Source organism: Ileibacterium valens, assembly GCF_001945525.1.
In the GTDB taxonomy this organism is placed as follows: Bacteria; Bacillota_I; Bacilli_A; order Erysipelotrichales; family Erysipelotrichaceae; genus Ileibacterium; species Ileibacterium valens.
In genome coordinates, this window is record NZ_MPJW01000236.1 from 1 (window position 1) to 22,859 (window position 22,859).

Here is a 22,859-nt window from a genome sequence, read left to right on the forward strand (position 1 = left end):
GCAGGATTGCGTTTGATTTTAGCCATGATTTCATTTCCTCTTTTCTTAATAAAAGCACAAATCGCAAAAAAAATCTGTGCAGGCCGAGCCGTACGCTCTCGACTTACACAGATAAAATTACACTCTCATCCAGTACATGAATTCTTTGATCGAAGGCCTGGAGCAGTTCTATGATGCTTTTGAATCTCAGATTGATCTGCTTGATGAGCGTCAGGAAGCCATTGAAAAACGATATACTCAGGCTCCAGGTATGACGGTTCGTTATGTTTTAGCCAGTCACGATGCCTTAGAAGCTTTAAGTAAACGATATCCATATACTGGATCCTTGCTGAATGTGGATTCAGATCTTTCCAAACGAATCGTCGATAAGACGTTTGCTTATGCAAAAATGAACACAAAGCCCAATCCAAGCCGTTATTTTGGTGATCTTTTTGAAGAACAGATCCTTGAACATTATCAGGAACTGGCCAATAAGAAGGTTAATAAGGATCTTGATAATGGAATCCTGGCTGCGATTGAGCTTGAAGCCGATCTGTTATTAAGTGAGGAACAAAAGGAATCCAGCATGGCTGTCGATCAGTATGTCCGAGATGTCATTGGATCAACCAGAGCCCTATCCACTCCATTTATTGAAAAGCCAAGCGAAATCAATGCCTCTCCAATTTATGCAAGTGCCTTTCATCCATCCCTGCTTCCGGCAAGAGGCGATGAATCCTATCAGGCCAAACTGATTCAGGAAGAGCTGATTGCTAAAGGCGGCATAGGAGACGACGAAATCGATAAGAATACGATCATGTTCTATCAGTCCTACTATGGTCTGCGAGCCAACTCGCTTTCCAAATTTGCTCCACCCCGTCATTCTGAAACCTATCAGCGAAATGGCGGAGAATATTTCAATGCGTATTCTGAACTGGTCAGCGGGATTCATCCAAACAGCCGAAAGTCACAGGAAATTTCTCCTCACATTGACCGACGCTGGCATCTGGCGGCTAAAATGCCAGATCTTGATGAAGGAAACCAGGTCATCGAAGAATATGGCATCAGTGCAGCTTTCTTCTGGGCCCTTGTCTTTGACTATCTGAAATTTAATACGGAATCCAGTGGTCAGGATGTCTTTGATCTCGAAAATATTCTTTTAGGAATCAGTGATGGAACTCTGCTTGTCGATGACCAGAAACGTGCCTCCAAGCTTCATGAAGTTCTGCAGGCTCTTTCAATGCAGCCTAGCTACGTCTCCACCATCCGTAAAAAGGTTCAGGAACAGATTGATTTTGCGACGGATTCTTCGATTCCAGTCGAAAAGACTGAGATCTACCGGAAGATGAAAAATATTCAGACCTGGTATAAGCCAGAATGGATTGGTTTGGAAACAGAAGAGACTGTTCATCCTGCAGCGCAGAAACTGGATGTATCTTTGTTTGAAATTCCATTGATCATGAAAGCGGCCATGCCTGCTTCTGAAACCAATGATGAACGTCTGCTTAAACTGCTGCAGGTGATGTTAAAGGAATCTGCGAGCTATCTGGCCGGCTTTAGTTCTCCAGAAGAATTAGCTGGAAAGATCCGCACGTTTATCAGCGATCAATATGATAAGTTCACTGAAAGTCTGAAAAACATCGAAGAAAAGAATACTGATGCTGGAAATAAATTTGTTCATGATTCCCTGGTGGCCGATGAGCTGGATACCGCTGCAATCTTCCTGCAGGAAAATGGTGTCTACGATCTGGCGGCTGAAATGATCAAAAATGCCAAGGACAGAAAAGCTTAAAAAGCTGTAAAATTTAGATTTTCAAATCTATGATTTGCGCAAAGTTCATCCATGAATAAGTAAATGCTTTTAAAAAGAGATGTAAAAGCAAAAAGAAATATAAAAGATTTAATAAGGGAGGGCGCCAGGCTCTCCCTTATCAGGTGAAGAAAGGAAAACGAGTTTTATGTTTACAGTACTGATTCAAAACGAGAAAACGCTGAACTCGTTTTATGATCATCTGCCCATATTCAATGGTTTTCTTCAGTCTGAAGAAAATGAAAAATCGTTTGAGATCTGTGAATGGAATGAATCTGGAAGGACGATTGAAGAAGCTCTTCCAGAACTTCATTCACTCACGGATGATAAGAGCAGCTGGCGGGCTCTTATTGTTCGCTATGAAGATGACAGACAGTTAGCCTCTCATGCCACCCGTCCTGAAAATCCTTATGATTTTATTGAAAATGCCGTCGAATTTGATGCCAGCGCCAATAATCCACTGATTCGTCTGGTTTCAATGCTTGAAAAACCACTGGAATATTTCAACCCGGACAGAGCCAGTAAAAATACGAAGAACTTTCCAAAATATGAAGGAGTTCTACCCGAATCAATTACTCTGATTACTGTCCGTCATACGGATGAATTGATCGCAGCACCTGAAGCCTTAAGAATCTTAAATGATGATGATTTCGTTTTACGAAACGGATATCCAAGTCTATGCCGGTTTGCCGTCTGTGATCGATATGAACAGGGGCCGATTCGCAAACGAAAAGATGATTTTATATTCTGGAATGCGGTTTTGATGCTTGCGATGAATCGAGTGGATTCAGCTTTCATGCAGGCATATAAGCTGTATTCACTCTCGCTTGATTTCAATACTGAAGACATGAACGAAGTGTGGAGTTCAAAAATTGAAGATATTCAAAATGCCAGGTATCGGATTGATCACTTTTTAAACAATCAATCCATCTATCTTGAACGTTATGAAGGAAATTATCCAGATTACTGCATTTCAGCTCAGCCAATTGATCTGTCAGTTCATGGATCCAACAGTATGGTTCATGCAAAGGACTATCAGGCTTACGCTTCGGATCCATCAGAACAGGCTTCTTCCTGGATCAGAAAAGCCAAAAAACAGATTTCTGAAGTCGAAAGCCTCTGGAATTCCATTCCCGACAAGGTTCAGGAAAAATCGCCCTCTTTTTCCAGAAGAGGCGGCTACCAGAAAAAAGATGTCGATGTCTTATCCCCAAGACAAAGGGATCAGCTTGAAGCTGAATTGATCGCCTTAAGGGAAAAGGTGAATGAAGAATACCGAAATTTGCCTGATCAGGAAATGAAAAATGCAAACCAGCTTTTAAGACAGGCGAGTGTCATTGAAGAAATTCTGAAAAACAGGCCATCGAAATCGAGAATTCTGGTCTGGACGATTTCTTTAGTCCTTGTTGATTTATTGGCTGTGATTCCAGCCTGGCTGGCCTGGTTTAAGGTCTATAAAGAAGGTCTGAGTGTATTGAGCATTCTTTCATTGATCCTGCTTTTTGTTCCCATCCTGTTTTGCCTTTTTATCACCTTTGAATATCGAAAGTCAGTGGCAAAGGAAATTCGAAACTGGAATGATCTGATGTCAAAGCAATATCACAGGCTGCATCAATATCTTGAAAAGTATGTCGTATATGAATCGGATTTATTAAGCTACCGCAATGGAAAGTCCTATCTTGATTTATCACGGGATGTTAAAGAAGACATTCACCAGGATCAGCGAAATCTTGAAAAATCCCGATCTGAATTGATGCGTTTTGAGATGCTTTTAAAGAAGTGGGCTGCAGCTCTAGGTGTAAATAAGGATGCTCATAAGCTCGAATCCAGAAAAGAAGACGGATTTTATTCCGGGATATTTGCGGAGAGGACTTCTTCAGGCAAGAACGGCAATTATGAATGGCTTGATTCAAAGGATTTCAAGATGCCTCAGGTTCAGAAACAGCTGTTTCATTTTGAAATGGATCAAAGTGAAAACAATCGTTGTTTTGTCAATGAGACAGGTCGGAAAGTATATGCTCCATTTTCATTTATCGAAAAGATTCATATTGAAAACATTAGAGGGAGAAACGCGTCATGAGTCAATTGATTGTACTCATCCTTTGTGAACTGCTGATCCTGCTTCTGGTTCGCTGGCAAAAGAAGATGGCTTCTTCTTCACAGTTAAGAATTCGAACATATTTTGATACCTGGTTTTCAGTGATCTACTCCTTAATTATTACAGGCTTAATGATCAGGCAGATTTATGATCCATTTTTAATCGATAATCCAGGAATGATTGTTCAGGTAGCTTTTGGCATGCTTCCAGCATTGATTTATCTGGTGTATGTACTCATGCTGAAACTGATCATTCATCCGATAGCCTATAAGGTCTTTGAAAATGTAGATATGCAAAGCTATTATGCTTCCTTTGTCTATATTCAGGAGGCACCAGGAAAGATTGATAAGGACTGGTTTGTACGAAAGAAAGTTGTTTCTTTTGTACGCATGCTTTCGTTTGTTTCGATGGTCTTGCTTGTTTTGGTCCTGATCATGGAAGGCATAACGATTTATCAGGATCCGATGTATTCCTCATTATGGTTTGTTGTAGTGATCTGTTCCTATCTGATTACCTACACCTTTGCCTTATATGCAGGCGGCCCAGTTCAGGTTCAGATCGAAGATCAGGCTAAAGCTTCCAGTGTGTATGGAGAAGAATTATCCAACTATGCCAAAGCGGCGGAACATTTAAGAAGCACTTTCAAGGATGCTTTGCTTTATTTTGGAAGAGTTCATTTAGAAGCCAGCATAGTTTCTCCGGAAAAGAAGATTCGGGATCTTGAATCTTCGATCGATTTAAGCGATCATGCGCTGGCTTCGTATTTTCGAAATGAACAGAAAAGCAAGACTCTGCATCCGGACTATATTCAGATTGCACAGGATCTAACGAATAAGAAAAATGTGCTGGTCCGTCATCCGTTTTATCAGGATTTAGGAACTTATCTGTATGTTCCAATTTCTGAGTCCCTGATGGAAAAACATAAAGTACTGATTCTATGTGCAGGAAATGAATCGGTGGCTCCGCTTTCTGAGTGGTTAAAAGGGTTGCTTGATTCCAAATCTGTATTTCAGGAACAGTGGCGGATTCGGCAGCTTGAAGAGCTGACACCAGAAGCGGATGTAGGAATCCTTCCTTATTCAAAGCTGTATGATCCACAGGTTCTGTTAAAAAACAGAGCGTTCTTTGAGCAGACTGAACTGGTCATCCTGCTGCGTCCAAGCCAGATTCTGACCACAATGCAGATTCCTCTCAATGTTCTTTCGGACCTGCTAAGAAAAGGACCTGTTTCTCCGGTCTTCTGCATTCTGGATCAGAATATGGACCGGCTCAAGGACACCCTTTCTCATGTTTTAAAATCCAGGATTCATTCGGATATTGCTCCGATGCAGGATGCAGAAGATAAATATCTGATGATCTGGGATGCGGAATCCGACTTTCAGGCAATTGAACGATTTGAGCGAATGCCCCGGTTTTTAGGTGGGGGAATTGAAATAGGAGCAGAAGCAGTTTCGGCTGATATACCAAGCAGTTTATGGATTTCACAAAGCAATATTCCTTTAGCGGATATTCAGGATACGGCCGCTAAATCATTAAGGCCGATTGCTCAGGTCATGAAAACAGAAGCGAGTCAGCTTGAACTCAGAAACCGGCTGCCAATCTGTATCAATCCATGGCAGATGAAACAAAAGGATTCCGGATTCATGATCGTGGAAGATGAATTTGGAAATCCATTTTTGGCAGCCAGTCATTTTGCCTCAAGGGCAAAAAAGGAAGTCTTTGTGAATGTGCTGGCGGATAACTATCTGCTCAGAGACTATTTTGTCGCTCATGCCGATGTCTTCCTGAGCAATCCGGATGCCATTCCAAGTCTGGTTCCCGACTTTTCAAAAACAAGAAGAAACATCTTATTGAAACTGATTTTGCAGATGATGATTGAACCGATGAGTGAACAGGAAGTCATTGCCGAACTGGACCTGGTCGATCTTCATACGAAAGATCCAATGAATACATTACTGGAATTGATGCATAAATATACCTTTGCAAATGAAGATCTCTTCTTTACTACAACCAGAAAAGAGTCTTCATATGTCAGTGCTCCAGTAATCACGCGCTATTTAGGAGTCTATCCGGAAAAGTTTGATCAGTATTTCAAGAAAACATTGAAGAATACCAGCTATCTTTTAGAAGATGAAGAAGCAGGAAAGAATATTCTGGATTCCAAGCTATTCTCTTTGATTGTGCAGAACACCTTACCAGGGCAGTATGTAAACTATGGCGGTAGAAGCTACATCGTAAAATCCATTTCACCAGTCAATGGGGTAATTTTAAGACGCTCTTCCGATCTGATTGATTCAAGAAAAAACTATCGTCAGATCCGGCGCTATCATCTGCCGGATTACAGTACGATCAAGCCGTTCTTTTCAACCAATGTCAATAATTTCTCGTTTAACCGTTATGAGCTCGACTTTACAGTCGATACGCTTGGCTATCTGGAAATGAGAAAGCGAAACGACTTCAATGAAGCGATTTATCATGAATTTCATCGGGATAATGAATTCCATGATTTTCAAAGAACCTATCGCAATAAAACAGTACTGGAAATTCGCTTTCCAGCGGCATCTTCAGAACAGATTTACCAGATTGCCATGCTGCTGCAGGAACTTTTAATCAGCGTTCTGCCAGATGGAGCGGCTTATCTTTCGATTCTGGCAAAAAGACCTGAAAACTTCAGTGTGAAATATTCATCAGTGATCAGTGATGCCGATGATATCGAAGATCATTCATTGCTGGTGATCGAAGACAGCGACATGGATTTAGGTCTTCTGGATGAGCTGGAAAACTATTTCTTCAGATTGATGGAGATCGTTCAGGATTGTCTGCGCTGGACCTATGAATCCAAAAAGACAAAACCAGAAGAAACAAGAGATGTTTTTGAAGGAGCTGATCTGGATCCTTCCGGCTTTGAAGAAATGACTTCAGAAGAGATAAATCCTGAAGAATCTGAAATTTCTAAAAACTCTGAAATTTTAGAAAACTCAAAAAACTCAAAAACCCCATCGATTCAAAACCAGACATTCAGCAAAAGTGGGACAAGCATTTCAGAACAGACAGCTGCTGAAAATAAAAGAAGCCAGCCGAATTGTGGAAGAAGTCAATCGACCAAGAATAATTCAGAAGCAAAAGGCAAAATGAATGCCAGGTCTGAAGTCAGTGATCCAAACACACCCAGCAAAAATTCTATTTATCCAAAACAGTCTGAACAATCCGAAACGATTAAAAAGGCAGAAGGAACAAAAAAGCTGGAAAAAACAAGAAAGGCTCAAAGTCTTTTACGAGAAGATATAGAAAAAGCCCTGAATCAGGTACCGAATTCACCTGATGAATCTGAAAAAACAACAGCAGAATTAACAGAATTAAAGAGTACAAAAAATTCGCAACCTGCTGCAGATACTCAGAACGTGAAAGCCAAAGAAACACCAAATCGTTTGGCAGGAAAACAAACTGCCTCGACAACGTCTAAACGATCCGCTTCATCAACGGCATCTGCCAGAACAGGAAATCCAAAAAAGAAAAAACAAACTCAGGAATCTGTTAAAGCGACTAAAGAGATCAAAGGAAAGGCAGGCGATTCATGATGAATCCTTCAGGTTCACAAAACCAAAGTTTTGCTTCTTCTGATCATTCTGAACATAAGAACACACGTTTTCAGAACACGGAAAACTATCTCTCTTATGGGGAAAGGGTTATCGATCCTGCTTTTGATCTGAGATCTGTATTGAATTTTCTGAATGAAAAGCTGCCTGGAAGCAATAAACTGACAGAGATTCGAACCAGAAAATCGTTTTATCATTCACCTGTAACCAGTGAGCTGAAACATTACTGTGCAGTCTGCGGCAGACCGATGTCGTTAGCGCATGCTCAGAAGATGAATAATGGATTTCTTCGCTGCAGCCGATGTGCTTTTGATGAAGTCAGAAATGAAGAAGAATTCGAAAAGCTGTTTTTGCAGGCTAAAGAAAACTTTGAAGTATTCTTTGGAACCATCCTCCCCAAAGGAATTAAAGCCAATCTTCAAAGTGAGGTGCCTTCCACTTTGGATTCTACTTTGCCTTATTCAGAATCCTCTGAGCTTTGTACAAGACTAGGCAGAGTCATCCAGAAGGATGATGAATACACAATCTATGTCTGTGCGGGAATCGGAAGACAGGCCTGCTTGTTTGCACTCGTTGCCAGTTTTACCGAAATCTGGATTTCGAAATACTGGGGCTTTGCCAATATGAATGAGCAATGCAATAAGATCGACAGCAGACTTTCAAGAAAGATGATGGCTGCCCTGATTCATGGAATGAGACAATGGGCTGCCGTTGAGTATTTCTATCTGAGTAATGAGAAGATTTTCGCAAAGGAAAATAAGGAACTTGCAAAAAGCGCGAATACTCCTGAATCCAAAGGATTTCTGCTGTATGAAAAAACCTATCCATTTAAGGAAAGGAAGCAGCAGGATGTAAGACACCCTTTTATGAACCGAATTCCACTGGATCTGTATGCCCTGGCGAATGCCTTTGCGGCGGAAAATGAAGAAGAACAGTCCAGATGAGATTGAATCAGACAGATAATGATGGCAAATAATTTACCTGAAACTGAACCTGATGTTTTAAAATTCCAACGTCATGAAAGATAAAAAATGGCCGAAACTTCCGTTTATGAAGTTTCGGCCATTGTGTTTTTACTGATCAAAAATTCAGAATACAAATGCGGTTTATCCTGATTTGCTAGTCGATATCTTCACCGTTTGAAGCGATGACTTTCTTATACCAGTCAAAAGAATCTTTTTTCTTACGGCTGAAGTCACCGGTTCCATCATCATGACGGTCAACATAGATAAAGCCATAGCGTTTAGCATACTGTCCGGTTCCAGCGGAAACCAGATCGATTGGACCCCAGGTTGTATAACCAATTAATGGCGCACCATCATCAATGGCTTCGCCCATTGCCTTGATATGAGGTCTGAAGTAGTCAATACGATATGGATCATGAATGGATCCGTCTTCTTCAACGGTATCAAATGCACCAAATCCGTTTTCAACAACCATTAAAGGAGTATGTGGATAGCGGTCTCTGAGTTTATCGATGGTATAGCGAAGTCCATCCGGATCGATCTGCCATCCCCAGTCACTGGCTTTCAAATAAGGATTCTTGGCGGATTTAAGCAGGTTACCCTGTGTCATTTCAGCGTCTTCACCAGTCGTTACGCAACCAGACTGATAGTAGGAGAAGGTGTACATGTCAACCGTTCCTTCTTTAAGGATCTTTTTATCTTCTTCGGTAATGAATGAAGGATCAATTCCATTTTCTTTGAAGTAGCGGAAGATGTATTTCGGATATTCACCACGAACCTGAATGTCACCGCAGAAGTTATTTTTCAGGTTGTCTTCATCAAATGCAGCAAGAACATCTTTTGGGTTTGGAGTTAATGGATAAACAGTCACATGAGCGATCATGTTTCCAATGACAAAATCCGGATTGATTTCATGACCGGCTTTTACAGCTAAAGCGCTGGCCACAAATTCATTATGTAAAGCTTCAAAAGTTCTCTGTGGATTACTCTTGAGTTCAGTTAATGGAATACGATGATCTGCATTGATATCTTCATCTTCCATAATACCTAAACCATACAGGTTTCCAATTCCGCCTTCATCCATACAGGCAATATTGATTTCGTTGAATGTCAGCCAGTATTTTACTTTGTGTTTGTAACGCTTGAAGCAGGTCACTGCGTATTTAACAAACAGATCAATGACTTTGCGGTTTGAGAATCCACCATATTTAGTAACGATTGCCCAAGGGATTTCATAGTGGCAGAGAGTAACTAATGGCTGAATACCATATTTTTCGCATTCATCGAAGACGCGGTCATAGAAAGCAAGACCTTCTTCGTTTGGCTCTTCATCATCACCATTTGGGAAAATACGTCCCCAGTTGATGGAAAGACGGAAAGTGTTGAATCCCATTTCGGCAAACAGCTTAATGTCTTCGGCGTAATGATGATAGAAATCAATGGCTTCATGACTTGGATAAAAAGCAGTTTCATCCGTTTTTGGAAGGAATGTCCTAGGAGTATTTACATCTCCTCCCAGCAGCATATCTGGAACAGAAAGGCCTTTACCATCTTCGAGGTAAGCCCCTTCACACTGGTTGGCAGCAACAGCTCCGCCCCATAAAAAATCTTTTGGAAAGCTCATACTTGTCCTCCTCTTTCTCTAGATCTATGGATATCTTATCAAAGTAAGAAAAGGATGAGGGCGATTTCTTGCGTCTTGGTACTTTTGGTTCAATTTACATAGGATTAGAAATTGAAGATTTTCATCAATAATTGAATGATGGATGACAAAATCCAGAATTCTGCATTCAATGATCCTGACCCAATTGATTCAATAGCTAAATCAACTGAATAAAGAGTACTTTCATCAAAAATACCGGAATAATTCTGAATGGCTTTGAATACAATGGATAAATAGTCTCAGCATTCTTCATTTAATAAGGATTAAAAGACAATAAACCTTGTTATCTCATAAGGCCGGGAGGATCGGAAAAAGATAATTAATTTGCTAAAACTGATTCAAACATTACTTTCCAGAAAGTTTTGTTGGTATAGGAGGATGAGTTTGATAAGGTGAATGCAAAGGATGAGATATTCGTCGACAAGCTGATAGTCGGATCTCAGATCATTTTTCTTGTTAAGGATTACAGCTTAGAAAGCTTTACGTTCTACATCCATTTCCTATGATCAAATAGTATTCTTGTTAAGGATTTTGGCTTACGGTAAGTAAGAGAATTTCTTTGTAATAAAAATCTACTTTTGTTAATGAATAAATCCGTTAAAATAAAGAAAGGAAAATGCCCAGGACTTTATATAATCTGAATTGAATACTCTTAAATATTCGGAGATTTCAGGAATCGGATTGCTGCATCAATTTTCTGAACCTTATTAAGCAATACAGGTGTTTGCCATTTAGTTTTAATAAAGTGAGGATTTCATAAACAGTTGACTTTCATTATGAAAAGCCATGAATAGATATAGAGAAAAATTAAAGGAAAGAGACGGAAATATAAAATGAAAAAAACAAAATTAGTTGCTGCAATGATTGGACTAAGTCTGCTTGGTGGGATGAGCACAATTGCTTATGCAAAAACTTCTGATCCTCTGATTACAGAGAATATGTCAGCAAATGAAGTAGCAGTAGACATGAATACAAAAGCTCTTATTGGAGTTGCATCTTTGTTCGGGATTATCGGTTTAAGCGGATTTAACTTTTTAGAAAAAGGCAAAAATGAAGCAAAGGCATAGAATTTCTGTTGAGTCGAAGGTAAAAATAAAACTGAATTTCAACAAAAAAGTCAAATAAATCTGCTTTACTAATGTTAAAAATCAATCTATTTCGATTATTTCAGGAAAAATGCATTAAAATCTATAGATGTTCTCTCTAAAATTCGAGATAATCGGAATGATTATGTGATTAATGTTTGTTGTCTGACACAGTATGTATTTAGTTGTTAAATCATTATATAATTATGTAAATTTATCAAGAGTTTGAAGAAAAAGTAGCTTTTTTTCTAGCCAAATATCGTTCTATTAAGGATCAAAACAATTGCGCAATCGATTGGGCAAGATTCAATCTTACTCATTGCCAAACATCATTATGATATGGATTGGCATCCTGAACATAATATGCTGCTTTGTTCTATCTATTAATCTTTTGGTTGGTAAAAAAGACGAATCGGTATATTAATACAACTTCTTAAAATGATAAACGCCCGATTAGAACACTGTGTTCTAATCGGGCATGTTGTTGTTTTGGTTTATTAAATTGGATTGAGTTACTCTATCGGTTTTCTGTAGAAATTCCCGTAGAAGTGGTCAACTTTCTGAGTGTAGAGAAGAACTCTTGGATCAACCTGACGAATGCAGTCCAGGACCTGATGTTCTTCATAGCTTGAAACAATAGAGCGGCATAAGAAGTAGTTGGCCTGTGAATAAGCGCCATAAGCTGGAATTATACTCATACCATGACGAAATTCTTTTTTAAAAGCTTCTGCTACTTCTTCTGGATGCTGGGTAGTGATTTCAACCAGGATCTGTGAGTAGCGGTGATAAAAACTGGATATGGTTTTGGTTGAGATCAGCTGGAAGAGAATTGAATATCCAGCATGAATCCATCCAAACATGCTTCCAAAGATTAATAAAACAATGACATTGAATCCGAAAACAAAATCCCAGATGCTGCGGTGCATTTTATCGGAAACATACATGGCGATAAAATCGGTTCCTCCCGTGGATCCATCTGTTTTAAGAGCAATCACTGTCGCAATTCCATAGAAGAATCCTCCAAAGAGAACATTCAGAGTAATGTCATCAAAGAGAGGCCGGAAATCAAAGATATCCAGAAACAGGGATGTCAGTGAAAACTGCAGGCAGGAAAGAAAGACAAATCGTTTTGAAATCTTTCCGGCACAAAATAAGGCAGCAGGGATATTTAAGGCAAGAATCCCCAGTGAGGTAGAAAAGCCGAAACCGAATAAGCCGGTGATTTTGCTGATGAGGATTGCCAGACCGGTAAAGCCGCTGGAAAGCAGATCACTGGGTGCCATGAAGGTCTGCAGTACAAAGGTCTGAAGCAGTGATGAGCATACGATTAAAAGCACAGAAACGAATAAACGGATCTTGCGGCTGGAGATTCGATCGGGGCTGAGGCAATAGTCAAGCATGTGCGTGTCCTTTCAGGATAATATGGGATATATCCATAATTAGATAATCCACAAAAATCCATATTAAAATTGGTATAGAACATTAAACAGATGGATACATACTAACTACTGAATTCAGGCTTTTTTTTAGATTGCTTCAGGATTGCTTCTAGCTACGGTTTTGCTTTCGGGTTTTTCTCGCACTTTTTAATGCGATTTAATCGATTTAATGAAGGTGTTTCTTTGGCTAGTTGTTTTCCTTTTTCTTTTCGTTATTACTTCGCATCCAATACTTATTTATTCATATTGAATGTTCATATTGAATGCTCATATTGAACTTTCGCTTTTTTATTTCAGTTCTTGCTTCTTCTTTGTTCGTTCTGCTTTCAGCCTGAATCAGCGATCTGTTTTATCTATGTGACCCTATGATAAGAAGCCTGTACATGCATAGATGCCATTCGACTTCCTAAAGCTAGGAAATCCTTTGAAAGTTACAAGAGGCTTGGACATTTAGAATAGGTGATGAAAGGAGATCCAAATTGAATCAGAGACAGGAAAAAATCATGCAGATTCTTATGGAGACATCAGACTGGATGAAAGGAAAGGACTTGGCGGCGCTTTTGAAAGTAACACCGCGAACCATCCGAAGCGATATCGAAGCATTGCGAAGTTCGCTGCCATCTGATGCAATTGAATCTCATTCGCAGAAGGGATACCGGATTTTGCCAGGCAAAATCTCGGATCTGAATCATGCAAACGAACCATCATCCCTTCCGCAATCTCCGGCTGCGCGCCGGAATTATATTATGAAACTTTTAATTTCAGAAAAGGAAGTCAACATTTCCTACCTTCCGGCTGAACTCTATGTTTCTCCTTATACGATTGACGGTGATATTCGTCACATCCGAACTCATCTGGAGGATGGTGGAAAACTGATTTTAAGATCAGGGAAAAACCGCATCTGGATTGAAGGGGATGAACTTGAAAAAAGACGTCTCTATAAAGAGCTGCTATCGAGTGAAGTGGAAGAAAATTTTCTGAATCTGGATAAAATCAGCGCGTTATATACCGAGTTTGATCTGCTTGAAGTCAAAGACATTCTTCTGGCAGCTCTTGAAAAACATGGATGCAGACTGCGGGATACATCGGCAAACATTGTCTATATGCATGTGGGAATTTCTCTGCAAAGACTGATGCACTTTCATCCGATGACTGACTTTGAAGCAGATTCTTCAATCTGTAAGACAGCTGAATATGAATCCGCAAAAGACTTCTTTGATCAGATGAGCCGCAGATACCGCATTGAGGTTCCTGAAGCAGAAATTGAACATCTGGCTTTGCTGCTGATGGGAAAGGGATCTCTTGCCTATGCGGGTGCGGATATTGACTATAACGGACACACCATTCGAACCATGGTACTGATCAGTGAAATTCTGGAAAGAATCGCCAGTGAATTTGGAGTGGATTTCAGTGATGATCATGATCTGGTCGGTGGACTTGATCTGCATATGCGCGGATTGCTCACCCGAAGCCTTCAGGGAACAGCGGCTCAGAACATCTATCTGGATGAAATACGCTGGAAGTTTCCGCTGGTCTTTGAGATGGGCGTCAGTGCGGCTGGTATGATCCAGCAAAAAACGGGTATTGTTCTTGATCAGAATGAAATTGGATTTTTAGCCCTTCATTTTGGAACTGCCTATACCCGTAAGAATCGAAGACAGCTTTACCGGGCTCTGGTGATCTTTCCTCACGATGGGGCAGGGGCCCTGCTTTCGGTCAACCGGCTGATTCGTCAGTTTTCTGAACGAATGGAAGTTGTCGCAAATCTGGATGCTTTTGAAGAAAAGAAAGTTCGTTACTATCATCCGGATCTGATCTTAACGTCATTACCAATTGGTCATTCGTTAAATATACCTACGGTGAACGTTTCGCTGTTTTACTCACCTGAAGATGAAAGCATTCTGTTTCAGACACTGAATATTCTTGATAGGGCCAGAGGACGAAGACTTTTTGAAAGTCGAATTCAGAATCTGATTCGAAAGGAATTTTTTCATCCGCTTTTAAAAGCAGGCAGTGTTTCAGAAGTGATTGAAAAGATGTGTGCTCCATTACAGGAAAAAGGATACATTCCAGCAGGGTATGCAGATGCAGTCATGGAGCGGGAGAAATTTTCCGCGACTTCGTTTGTGCATGGATTTGCCCTGCCGCATGCCTTACAGACAGACGCCCTTGAATCTGTAATTTCGATTGCCTTTTTGGAAAAACCAGTTCGTTGGGGCAGTTTTGATGTTGATTTTGTTTTGATGCTTGCAGTCAGAGATGAGGACAGAGACCTGTTAAGTGTCTTCTTTGACTGGTGGATTCAGATTGTTTCAAGTCCTGTAAAGTTCAACAATCTGAAAAGCCAGCGAAACTATCAGGACTTCCTGAATGTCATTCTCGAGGAGGAATAAGCAATTATGAACAATGTGTATTTCAAATTAAAATTTTTAACATTTCTCGACCATGAAGAAAGTGAAGTCTCTTCAGGAAAACGAATCGCCGCGTATTTAATCGACTGGTTTTTAGGCGCTTTAATGACTCTGCTTCCGCTTTGCTTAATGTGGACGATGGCGACTGGTGATACGGCTAACATGAATCAGGTATCTGTTTTTACACTCAATACCATTCTTGGAAAACCACAGGCTCTGCTTGCTGGTCTGGCCGGATTGCTGTTATGCCTTTGGTATTACGTTTATGTTCCCTGGAAAGTCACTTCAGGACAGACGCCAGGAAAAAGAACGATGAACATCGCCATCGCAAGAAAAGATGGCCAGCAGCTGACCTTAAAAGATCTGCTGATTCGACAGGTGGTTGGTCTTTTGCTTCTGGAAGGAATGCTGTTGACGGGATCAACTTTACTTCGTGATGTGATCTCCCTGGCTAGTGGACTGAACTTTACTGGAATTTTAAGCATGAGTGGAATGATTATTACGATTGTTTCGGTTTTGATGGCGCTTCTGGTTCCATCAAGAAGAATGCTTCATGACTATCTGGCTAAAACGCATTTAGTGCCTGTTGAAAGCGATCGAGAAGATCAGCAGATCTAATGGATATCGGTTGAATATGAATTGAATAAAAACTGCGGCGAATCAGTCTGTATATATGTTCTATCCATCCAATATTCAACCCACCTCACTAAACCTAATAAACCAGATAAATATAGAGGACTTTACAGATTTGGGAATCGATCTTTCGTAATCTGATCTGACACGGTACTTCTTGTAGTTAAACGATTTTAACAATTTAAACAAATGATTTAAAGGATTCAAATGATTTTTATACTGACTGGACTATTCTTCAGTGATTGCAATATGGCAGGTTCAGCCATATTCGGTCAGCTGAATGGTGATAGATATAGATAAAACATTGCACAGGAGGAAAAGACAATGGAAAACATGGAACTGGTCTGCTTTCAGATCATTTCAAGTGCCGGCATGGCAAAAAGCTCATTTGTCGAAGCGATTAAAGCCGGTGAAAAAGGGGACTTTGATCTTGCAAGTGACAAGATCGAAGAAGGAAAGAACTTTTTAAATCAGGGGCATGGGGTTCATGCCACATTGATTCAAAAAGAAGCAGCAGGGGAAAAAACGCCAATCTCTCTTTTGCTGCTGCACGCAGAAGATCAGATGATGTCCGCGGAACTGACGGAGCTGATGGCCAGTACCATCCTTTCCCAGCAAAAGAAAATTCTGGACCTTGAAGCCGAACTTTCAAAAAAAGCTTCCTAGCTCAAGGAAATCGTCTATGAAATTTATTGAGTGAAACCCCATACAATGAAGATGTTCAAAACGAAACCTCAATTTCGAAAATAGAAGGAGAAGAATATGAAAAAAATCTATCTGTTCTGCTCTGCCGGTATGTCGACCAGCATGCTGGCCAGCGCAATGCAGCAGGCGGCTGATGCTCACAAGCTGCCATTCGTCGTAAAAGCTTTCCCACATGGAAAACTCGATGAAATCATTGCCAAAGATCGTCCCGATGTGATTCTCTTAGGCCCCCAGGTGAAATACATGCTTGAAGAAACGCAGGCTAAATTTGGCGGCGAAGGAATTCCAATTGCAGTTATCGATGCTGGCGATTATGGAATGATGAATGGTGAACGTGTTCTGAAATCTGCAATCGTAGAACTGAAAAAAGCGAAGAAAAAATAAATTGGACAGGATTGAATTTGCCGATTCAATCCTGCCATACGATCGAAGAAGATCGAAAATTAAGAGAAGAAAAAAAACTGAATACTTGCTTTGCCTGTCAAACAAAATACTCGAATCAGTTCATCTTCTGGTTTAAGTATAAAAGAAATACTCGAAATTGAAAGGATCATCCCATTATGATGGATAAACTAGAAAAGGTCTTAGGGCCTTTAGCGACCGCGATTGGTAAAAACAAATACCTGATTGCGATTCGAGATGGTTTTCTCGTATCAACGCCGCTTTTAATTGCCGGATCTGTCTTCCTGCTTCTGGCAAACTTCCCAATTGAAGCCTGGACAAACTTTGTTGAAAATCTGATGATTGGAAACCAGTCCCTGGCTTCCTTACTCTCAAAATGTTCTGATGCCACATTCTCAATCATGGCTGTATTCGCAACCATGGGTATCGGTTATACCATTGCCAGAGAAAACAAATCCACTCCGATCTTTGGAGCGGTTGTTGCATTAATGAGCTGGTTCATCCTGATGCCATTCCAGTTCAATGCAAACATTACTTCACTTGCCGATGCAACGGGTGTTGCCATTAACGTACCAGAAGGTGCCAACGCAGTGGTGAGCGGACTTCAGTTTGGATGGCTTGGATCCAAAGGTCTGTTCGTAGGTATTATCTGTGCAATCACTTCAGTTGAACTTTATTCCTGGGTTGAACGCAAGGGATGGGTTATTAAAATGCCAGCTGGCGTACCTCCAACGGTTGTACAGTCCTTCTCCGCATTAATCCCTGCCTTCATCGTTATGACGGTGTTCTTCCTGATTAACCTGTGCTTTGTAGCCTGTGGAACCAACGCATTCGACTTCGTATTCGCATTCCTGCAGACTCCGCTCTTAGGTCTTGGTGATACGCTGGGCGCAATGGTTGTAGCTTATATCTTCTTACACCTGTTCTGGTTCTTCGGAATTAACGGTGGATCTGTAGTTGGTGCAGTATTCAACCCAATTCTGCAGAGCTTAGCTTTAGAAAACCTTGATCTTTACCGTGAACTTGGACCAGCTGGATACTCTGTAGCCAATGGTGCTCACATTATCTCTCAGCAGTTCCAGGATCTGTTTGCAACATTCGGTGGAGCCGGATCCACACTGTCTTTACTTATTGCCATGCTCTTCTTTTGCAAATCAAAACGTATTAAAGAGCTTGGTAAACTGTCTTTAGTTCCAGGAATCTTTGGAATCAACGAACCGATTATCTTCGGTCTGCCGGTTGTATTAAACCCGGTGATCCTGATCCCATTCATCCTGGTTCCAACAATGAACATCGTTCTTTCCTATCTGGCTATGAATATGGGTCTGTTCCCTCCATGTAATGGTATTTCGATTCCATGGACCATGCCTGTAATCATTTCCGGATTCCTGTCCACTAACTGGATGGGTGCATTATTTCAGGGTGTTCTTCTGGTGCTTGGTGTATTCGTATATCTGCCATTCATCAAAACCATGGATAAGCAGTACCTTGCTGAAGAAGCAGCTGCTGCCGATTCCGCTGATACAGATGACATCGATCTCGATGATCTCGACCTGGATGATCTCTAGAGCGATCTGGACTTATAAAATAGTTTTTTAAAAGAAAATCAGTCCGTTCTAAAATAACGATTTTAAAGAATCGGTTCATTGACAGATTGAAAAAACAGAAAAATTCACCTGTCAGACATGCCGGTCTTCTTTAGAAGGCCGGCATTCTTGCAGGATGATTCGATAAAAGACGTTAAAAGTCATAAAAGTATTAACAGGAAAAATTGATAATCGAAAAATAAATGATCGATGAAAACTCACATCGATTTACAGGAGCAACTATGAAAAAAATACTGATGGTCTATGACCAGATTCAGGCTGGTGCTGGAACAAAAGATGATCAGATGGTCCCTTTAAAGGCCACCCGCGAAGTCATCGGACCGGCGATCATGATGGAACGTTTCCTCAAAGCCAATGATGAAAAAATTATCGCCTGCGTTTACTGCGGAACTGGAACCTGGAAAGAAGATCCTGCTGAAATTATCCGTAAGATCACTGCACTGGCTAAAAAACTGGGGGCTGATGGTGTTTTATGCGGTCCATGCTTCAACTATGGTGAATATTCCCAGATGGCAGCTGAAGCGGCTTTAAGCATTCAGGATAAGCTTCACATCCCGGCCATTGCCTGCATGTCTGCAGAAAATGAAGCTGTGATTTCAAAATATTCAAAAGAAATTCCAATCGTTATCTGCCCAAAGAAAGGTGCTGTCGGACTCAATGAAGCCCTTGAAAACATGTGCCATTTAGCAGCAGAGATGATTGATCATAAAAACACAGACAACCTCAGAAAGGAAATCTGTTTCTAAGAGAGCAATGCTCTCTTTTTTAAAAGATAAGGAGTAAATACAATGTTTGGAATTATTGCCACCTGGAGAATGGCTCTTGAAGGAATTACTGAAGCCGATCAGATGCTTCGCGATGGCGCCAACTGCCAGGATGCTTTGGAAACTGCAGTTCGCGCAGTAGAAGATTTTGAATACTACAAGAGTGTTGGATACGGTGGACTGCCGAATGAAGAAATGCAGGTTGAACTGGATGCAGCCTGGATGGATGGAGATACTTTATCGATTGGTGCTGTTGCCGCAATCAAGGACTATGCCAATCCAGTATCCATCGCCCGTAAGCTTTCCCTTGAGCCAGTCAATAATATGCTCGTAGGCGAAGGAGCAGAAAAATATGCTCATAAGAATGGTTTTGAACGCAAGAACATGCTGACTGAACGAGCTAAGATCCATTATCACAACCGCATGAAAGAAGTGAAGGAACTCGAACTCAAGCCTTATTCTGGTCATGACACCGTCGGCATGGTTGATCTGGACATGGATGGCAGCATGGCTGCAGCCACTTCTACATCGGGTCTGTTCATGAAACGGGCAGGACGTGTGGGTGATTCTCCAATTTCCGGTTCCGGTTTCTATGTAGATTCCGAAGTTGGTGGAGCCACAGCGACTGGTTTAGGTGAAGACCTGTTCAAAGGATGCCTTTCCTATGAAATTGTTCGCCTGATGAAAGAAGGGCTGACTCCTCAGGAAGCCTGCGAAAAAGCGGTTGGCGATTTTGATGAAGTCCTCAAGAAAAGAAGAGGAAAAGCTGGAGACCTTTCCTTAATTGCCATGAACAATAAAGGTGAATGGGGCTGCGCCACAAACATCGAAGGATTCTCCTTTGTGGTAGCCACTGAAAACCTCAAACCAACTGTCTTCTTAGTGAAATTCGACGAAAACGGAAAACAGTACTTTGAAGAAGCCAGCGATGAGTGGATGGAAAACTACATGAAAACCCGTACCGCTCCTCTGGTTCGCAAGTAAGGCGAAAGTAAATTAAGACAATCAACAAAGCTGAAAACAAAAGCTAAAACACAAGCCATACCAGAAGCGAATAAAGAAGCAAAAACAAAAATAAAAACTGAAAGCTGGAAAGTTAATTCCAGCAATAAAGGGTTGAGAAGAAATGAATGGTTTAAATAAAGAAGAACAGGCTTTGCTTGTAAAGATTCAGGATCAAAAAGACGAAATGCTTCAGGGAATCTTTGAAGTTGTTTCCATTCCTTCTGAAAGGCAGGAGCCTGCTGATCATGCGCCTTATGGAAAACCGGTAAAAGAAGCCCTCGATCATGTGATGGAAATGGCCAGAGAAATGGGCTTTGCCACTAAAGTGATTGAAGATCAGGTCGGCATTGTTCAATATGGCGGAAATATTGACGATTGTGATCACTACCTGGGGATTATGGGCCATTTGGATGTTGTTGAAGCAAAAAACCAGGAGGGCTGGATTTCTGATCCATATCAGCCTGAAATCAGAGATGGAAAAATTTATGCCCGCGGCATTCTCGATAATAAAGGTCCAATCCTTTCCTGTCTGTATGCCTTAAAGGCACTCAAGGATTTAAATATTGAACCTGCTCTTCCCATCCGGATTCTTTTTGGAACAAATGAAGAAACCGGAATGGAAGATGTACCAGTCTATCTGGCCAATGAAGCAAAACCAGCAGCCGGCTTTACTCCTGACTGCAAATATCCGGTCGTTTATGCCGAAAGAGGCCGTGCCTTATATTACATAGACTTTGATTCCATTCAAAAGACGATTGACTGGGTCAATACGTATTTCATTGCGAATCAAAGCAAGGAAAAGGCGATGAATTTAGAAATCAATGATCCTGAATTCGGACTTTTGCAGATTAGAAATACAAAAATGACTGAGCATTCCGTAGAATTTGCCATTTCCTATCCACCATGCATTACAGCGGATAAGATTCTTGATATCATTCAAGGCATTTCTAAGAATTTCGAAGGAAAGGCGGTATTAGTTGACGACTGGAAACCGGTATTCTTTGAAAAGGAAAGCGCACTTTGCAAAATTCTGCAAAGCAGCTATGAAGAACTGACTGGGCTTGATGGCACTCCGGTTCCAACCACCGGCGGAACCTATGCCAAAAGACTGGGCGGTATTCTGCCATTTGGACCAAGCTTTCCAGGACAGAAGGGAATCGCGCATCTGCCAAACGAATGGATGGATGTCAACGATCTGATGAAAAATGCAGAAATCTATGCCCTGAGTCTTTATCGTCTTTCAAGAGAAGATCACTGGAAATAATCATCAGTTTACTGATGATATGGTGATAGAAGACAAAATTGAAATATAAAAACAAAATTGAAAGTATGAACAATATGAATAAACAGGAAAGAGACAATAAGATCATTGTTGAAGTATGTACAGGCAGTTATGACGATTGCATTGCTGCAAGCAAAGGCAAAGCAGATCGGGTCGAATTAAACTCCGCCTTAAGTGTAGGTGGATTAACACCAACTGAAGCGGTATTAAAAAGAGTCAAAAAGGATACTGATCTTTGCGTCATCTGCATGGTTAGAGATCGAGCTGCTGGATTCTGCTATCCAGAATCTGAAAAGGAAATCATGTTTGAACAGGCTAAAGCATTACTCGATGCTGGAGCTGATGGCTTAGCCTTTGGATTTCTGAATGCCAATGGTGAAATCGATCGTGATTCAACCAAAGAAATGATTGATCTGATTCATTCCTATCAGTCAAAAAGAGAAGCCGTATTCCACCGCGCTTTCGATGTAACACCAGACATGGAAAAAGCATTGGAAGTACTGATTGAACTGGGTGCAGATCGAATTCTGACATCAGGTGGAAAGGCAAAAGCAGAGCAGGGCATTGAAATGATTGCCAGGCTGAATCAGTTAGCCGATGGCCGCATTGAGCTGCTTGCCGGAAGCGGAGTCAATGCTTTAAATGCCAATAAGATCATGGATGAAACAGGTATTTACCAGGTTCATTCTTCCTGCAAGGATTACTTAACGGATCCAACGACAGAAGGAAATGATGTCACTTACGCTTACCTTCCAGCACCCCACTCATCTGAATACGATGTTGTCAGCATGGAGAAGGTAAAAGAACTGGTCGAAGCTGTTAAGTAGATGTTATTTGAATCCCTGTGAAAAGATCTCGACAAGCAATGATCTAAGAATAATAAGAGCATATTTCAGATAATTCGGAATATGCTCTTTTTTTAGTCTTGTTTTTTGTTTAACTTTTTTCTGGTCAAGCATCAAGAAAAACTAAATTGGTCTCACAGATCCTTTTGTTGATGAGTCTTTTGATTTCAATCCAGATACTTGATGATTTTTTGTGGTTCGGTTGTTTAGGAATAGTTCAAAAAATAAAAAAAATTTCATTATTTCAGGTTCAAGTTCCTCATTCCGGCGTATAGGAAAGCATGAACCGAAAAAAATATAGAAAAATCCTTGGAGTTACCAATACAGATATTGCTGACTCTCAATCATCGACTTTGAAAAAAAGCCCTGCTTCAAAACCTGACATTCAGTCAACCAAATCGGATGGTAAAATGGAATTACAGAATATATCCACCGAGATTGAACATCAGAGAGACGTCCGAAAAAGAGGCTCACAAAATAGGAGAAAATCAAAAAGAAGGAACGCAAAGACAGCTTCAAGAAACAAATCAAGTGATAAAGCACTGGATGAATTTTTTCAGAACAAATCCCGCG

The 22,859-nt window shown here is 40.7% G+C and carries 17 protein-coding genes; 15 read left to right on the top strand and 2 right to left on the bottom strand.

Annotation, left to right across the window (positions count from 1 at the left end; genetic code table 11):
- Positions 1-136 precede the first annotated feature (136 nt).
- From BO222_RS11310 to BO222_RS11325, 4 genes are all read left to right on the top strand, one after another.
- On the top strand, positions 137-1,768 hold the full coding sequence (locus BO222_RS11310; protein WP_075820877.1) for a hypothetical protein: 1,632 nt from the start codon (positions 137-139) through the stop codon (positions 1,766-1,768).
- 166 nt (positions 1,769-1,934) lie between these two features.
- Positions 1,935-3,866, top strand: coding sequence for a hypothetical protein (locus tag BO222_RS11315; protein ID WP_075820878.1), 1,932 nt, complete (start codon positions 1,935-1,937; stop codon positions 3,864-3,866).
- Positions 3,863-7,462 carry a hypothetical protein gene (locus BO222_RS11320; protein WP_075820879.1) on the top strand — a complete coding sequence of 1,200 codons (3,600 nt, stop codon included), beginning with the start codon at positions 3,863-3,865 and terminating at the stop codon, positions 7,460-7,462. Before BO222_RS11315 ends, BO222_RS11320 begins: the two co-directional genes overlap by 4 nt.
- The gene (locus BO222_RS11325) at positions 7,459-8,424 is read left to right on the top strand and encodes a hypothetical protein (protein ID WP_075820880.1); all 966 of its coding nucleotides are present in this window, start codon (positions 7,459-7,461) and stop codon (positions 8,422-8,424) included. Before BO222_RS11320 ends, BO222_RS11325 begins: the two co-directional genes overlap by 4 nt.
- A 175-nt stretch (positions 8,425-8,599) precedes the next feature.
- On the opposite strand, the gene BO222_RS11330 is transcribed toward BO222_RS11325, so the two are convergent.
- The gene (locus BO222_RS11330; RefSeq protein WP_075820881.1) at positions 8,600-10,069 is read right to left on the bottom strand and encodes a glycoside hydrolase family 1 protein; all 1,470 of its coding nucleotides are present in this window, start codon (positions 10,067-10,069) and stop codon (positions 8,600-8,602) included.
- Positions 10,070-10,941: 872 nt separating this feature from the next.
- On the opposite strand from BO222_RS11330, the gene BO222_RS11335 reads away from it, so the two are divergent.
- A complete protein-coding gene (locus BO222_RS11335) occupies positions 10,942-11,175 on the top strand; it encodes a hypothetical protein (RefSeq protein WP_075820882.1) in 234 nt (77 codons plus the stop codon).
- Between the two features lie 530 nt (positions 11,176-11,705).
- Here the strand turns inward: BO222_RS11335 and BO222_RS11340 are convergent.
- Complete coding sequence (locus tag BO222_RS11340) at positions 11,706-12,593, bottom strand: YitT family protein (RefSeq protein ID WP_075820883.1); 888 nt, start codon at positions 12,591-12,593, stop codon at positions 11,706-11,708.
- Positions 12,594-13,111: 518 nt separating this feature from the next.
- On the opposite strand from BO222_RS11340, the gene BO222_RS11345 reads away from it, so the two are divergent.
- The 10 genes from BO222_RS11345 to BO222_RS14135 all read left to right on the top strand — a co-directional run.
- A complete protein-coding gene (locus BO222_RS11345; RefSeq protein ID WP_083647802.1) occupies positions 13,112-15,025 on the top strand; it encodes a BglG family transcription antiterminator in 1,914 nt (637 codons plus the stop codon).
- 6 nt (positions 15,026-15,031) lie between these two features.
- A complete protein-coding gene (locus BO222_RS11350) occupies positions 15,032-15,661 on the top strand; it encodes an RDD family protein (protein WP_075820884.1) in 630 nt (209 codons plus the stop codon).
- 339 nt (positions 15,662-16,000) lie between these two features.
- A complete protein-coding gene (locus BO222_RS11355; protein ID WP_075820885.1) occupies positions 16,001-16,342 on the top strand; it encodes a PTS lactose/cellobiose transporter subunit IIA in 342 nt (113 codons plus the stop codon).
- A gap of 96 nt (positions 16,343-16,438) precedes the next feature.
- On the top strand, positions 16,439-16,765 hold the full coding sequence (locus BO222_RS11360) for a PTS sugar transporter subunit IIB (protein ID WP_075820886.1): 327 nt from the start codon (positions 16,439-16,441) through the stop codon (positions 16,763-16,765).
- A 176-nt stretch (positions 16,766-16,941) separates the two neighbouring features.
- Positions 16,942-18,351 carry a PTS sugar transporter subunit IIC gene (locus BO222_RS11365; RefSeq protein ID WP_075820887.1) on the top strand — a complete coding sequence of 470 codons (1,410 nt, stop codon included), beginning with the start codon at positions 16,942-16,944 and terminating at the stop codon, positions 18,349-18,351.
- A gap of 260 nt (positions 18,352-18,611) precedes the next feature.
- Positions 18,612-19,136 (top strand): GrdB-related putative oxidoreductase, encoded by a 525-nt coding sequence (locus BO222_RS11370; protein ID WP_075820888.1) that lies wholly within the window; start codon positions 18,612-18,614, stop codon positions 19,134-19,136.
- Between the two features lie 42 nt (positions 19,137-19,178).
- Positions 19,179-20,138 carry a N(4)-(beta-N-acetylglucosaminyl)-L-asparaginase gene (locus BO222_RS11375; protein ID WP_075820889.1) on the top strand — a complete coding sequence of 320 codons (960 nt, stop codon included), beginning with the start codon at positions 19,179-19,181 and terminating at the stop codon, positions 20,136-20,138.
- Between the two features lie 142 nt (positions 20,139-20,280).
- Positions 20,281-21,423 (top strand): Sapep family Mn(2+)-dependent dipeptidase, encoded by a 1,143-nt coding sequence (locus BO222_RS11380; protein WP_075820890.1) that lies wholly within the window; start codon positions 20,281-20,283, stop codon positions 21,421-21,423.
- 74 nt (positions 21,424-21,497) lie between these two features.
- Entirely contained in the window at positions 21,498-22,268 is a 771-nt protein-coding gene (locus BO222_RS11385) for a copper homeostasis protein CutC (protein ID WP_075820892.1), read from the top strand.
- Between the two features lie 299 nt (positions 22,269-22,567).
- A partial coding sequence (locus BO222_RS14135; protein ID WP_233131257.1) for a hypothetical protein occupies positions 22,568-22,859 on the top strand: 292 nt, incomplete at its 3' end.

What these genes read in the sequence shown, in the direction of transcription:
- BO222_RS11310 (WP_075820877.1), top strand. Translation starts at nt 137, where the DNA reads ATGAATTCTTTGATCGAAGGCCTGGAGCAGTTCTATGATGCTTTTGAA.
- BO222_RS11315 (WP_075820878.1), top strand. Translation starts at nt 1,935, where the DNA reads ATGTTTACAGTACTGATTCAAAACGAGAAAACGCTGAACTCGTTTTAT.
- BO222_RS11320 (WP_075820879.1), top strand. Translation starts at nt 3,863, where the DNA reads ATGAGTCAATTGATTGTACTCATCCTTTGTGAACTGCTGATCCTGCTT.
- BO222_RS11325 (WP_075820880.1), top strand. Translation starts at nt 7,459, where the DNA reads ATGATGAATCCTTCAGGTTCACAAAACCAAAGTTTTGCTTCTTCTGAT.
- BO222_RS11330 (WP_075820881.1), bottom strand. Translation starts at nt 10,069, where the DNA reads ATGAGCTTTCCAAAAGATTTTTTATGGGGCGGAGCTGTTGCTGCCAAC.
- BO222_RS11335 (WP_075820882.1), top strand. Translation starts at nt 10,942, where the DNA reads ATGAAAAAAACAAAATTAGTTGCTGCAATGATTGGACTAAGTCTGCTT.
- BO222_RS11340 (WP_075820883.1), bottom strand. Translation starts at nt 12,593, where the DNA reads ATGCTTGACTATTGCCTCAGCCCCGATCGAATCTCCAGCCGCAAGATC.
- BO222_RS11350 (WP_075820884.1), top strand. Translation starts at nt 15,032, where the DNA reads ATGAACAATGTGTATTTCAAATTAAAATTTTTAACATTTCTCGACCAT.
- BO222_RS11355 (WP_075820885.1), top strand. Translation starts at nt 16,001, where the DNA reads ATGGAAAACATGGAACTGGTCTGCTTTCAGATCATTTCAAGTGCCGGC.
- BO222_RS11360 (WP_075820886.1), top strand. Translation starts at nt 16,439, where the DNA reads ATGAAAAAAATCTATCTGTTCTGCTCTGCCGGTATGTCGACCAGCATG.
- BO222_RS11365 (WP_075820887.1), top strand. Translation starts at nt 16,942, where the DNA reads ATGATGGATAAACTAGAAAAGGTCTTAGGGCCTTTAGCGACCGCGATT.
- BO222_RS11370 (WP_075820888.1), top strand. Translation starts at nt 18,612, where the DNA reads ATGAAAAAAATACTGATGGTCTATGACCAGATTCAGGCTGGTGCTGGA.
- BO222_RS11375 (WP_075820889.1), top strand. Translation starts at nt 19,179, where the DNA reads ATGTTTGGAATTATTGCCACCTGGAGAATGGCTCTTGAAGGAATTACT.
- BO222_RS11380 (WP_075820890.1), top strand. Translation starts at nt 20,281, where the DNA reads ATGAATGGTTTAAATAAAGAAGAACAGGCTTTGCTTGTAAAGATTCAG.
- BO222_RS11385 (WP_075820892.1), top strand. Translation starts at nt 21,498, where the DNA reads ATGAATAAACAGGAAAGAGACAATAAGATCATTGTTGAAGTATGTACA.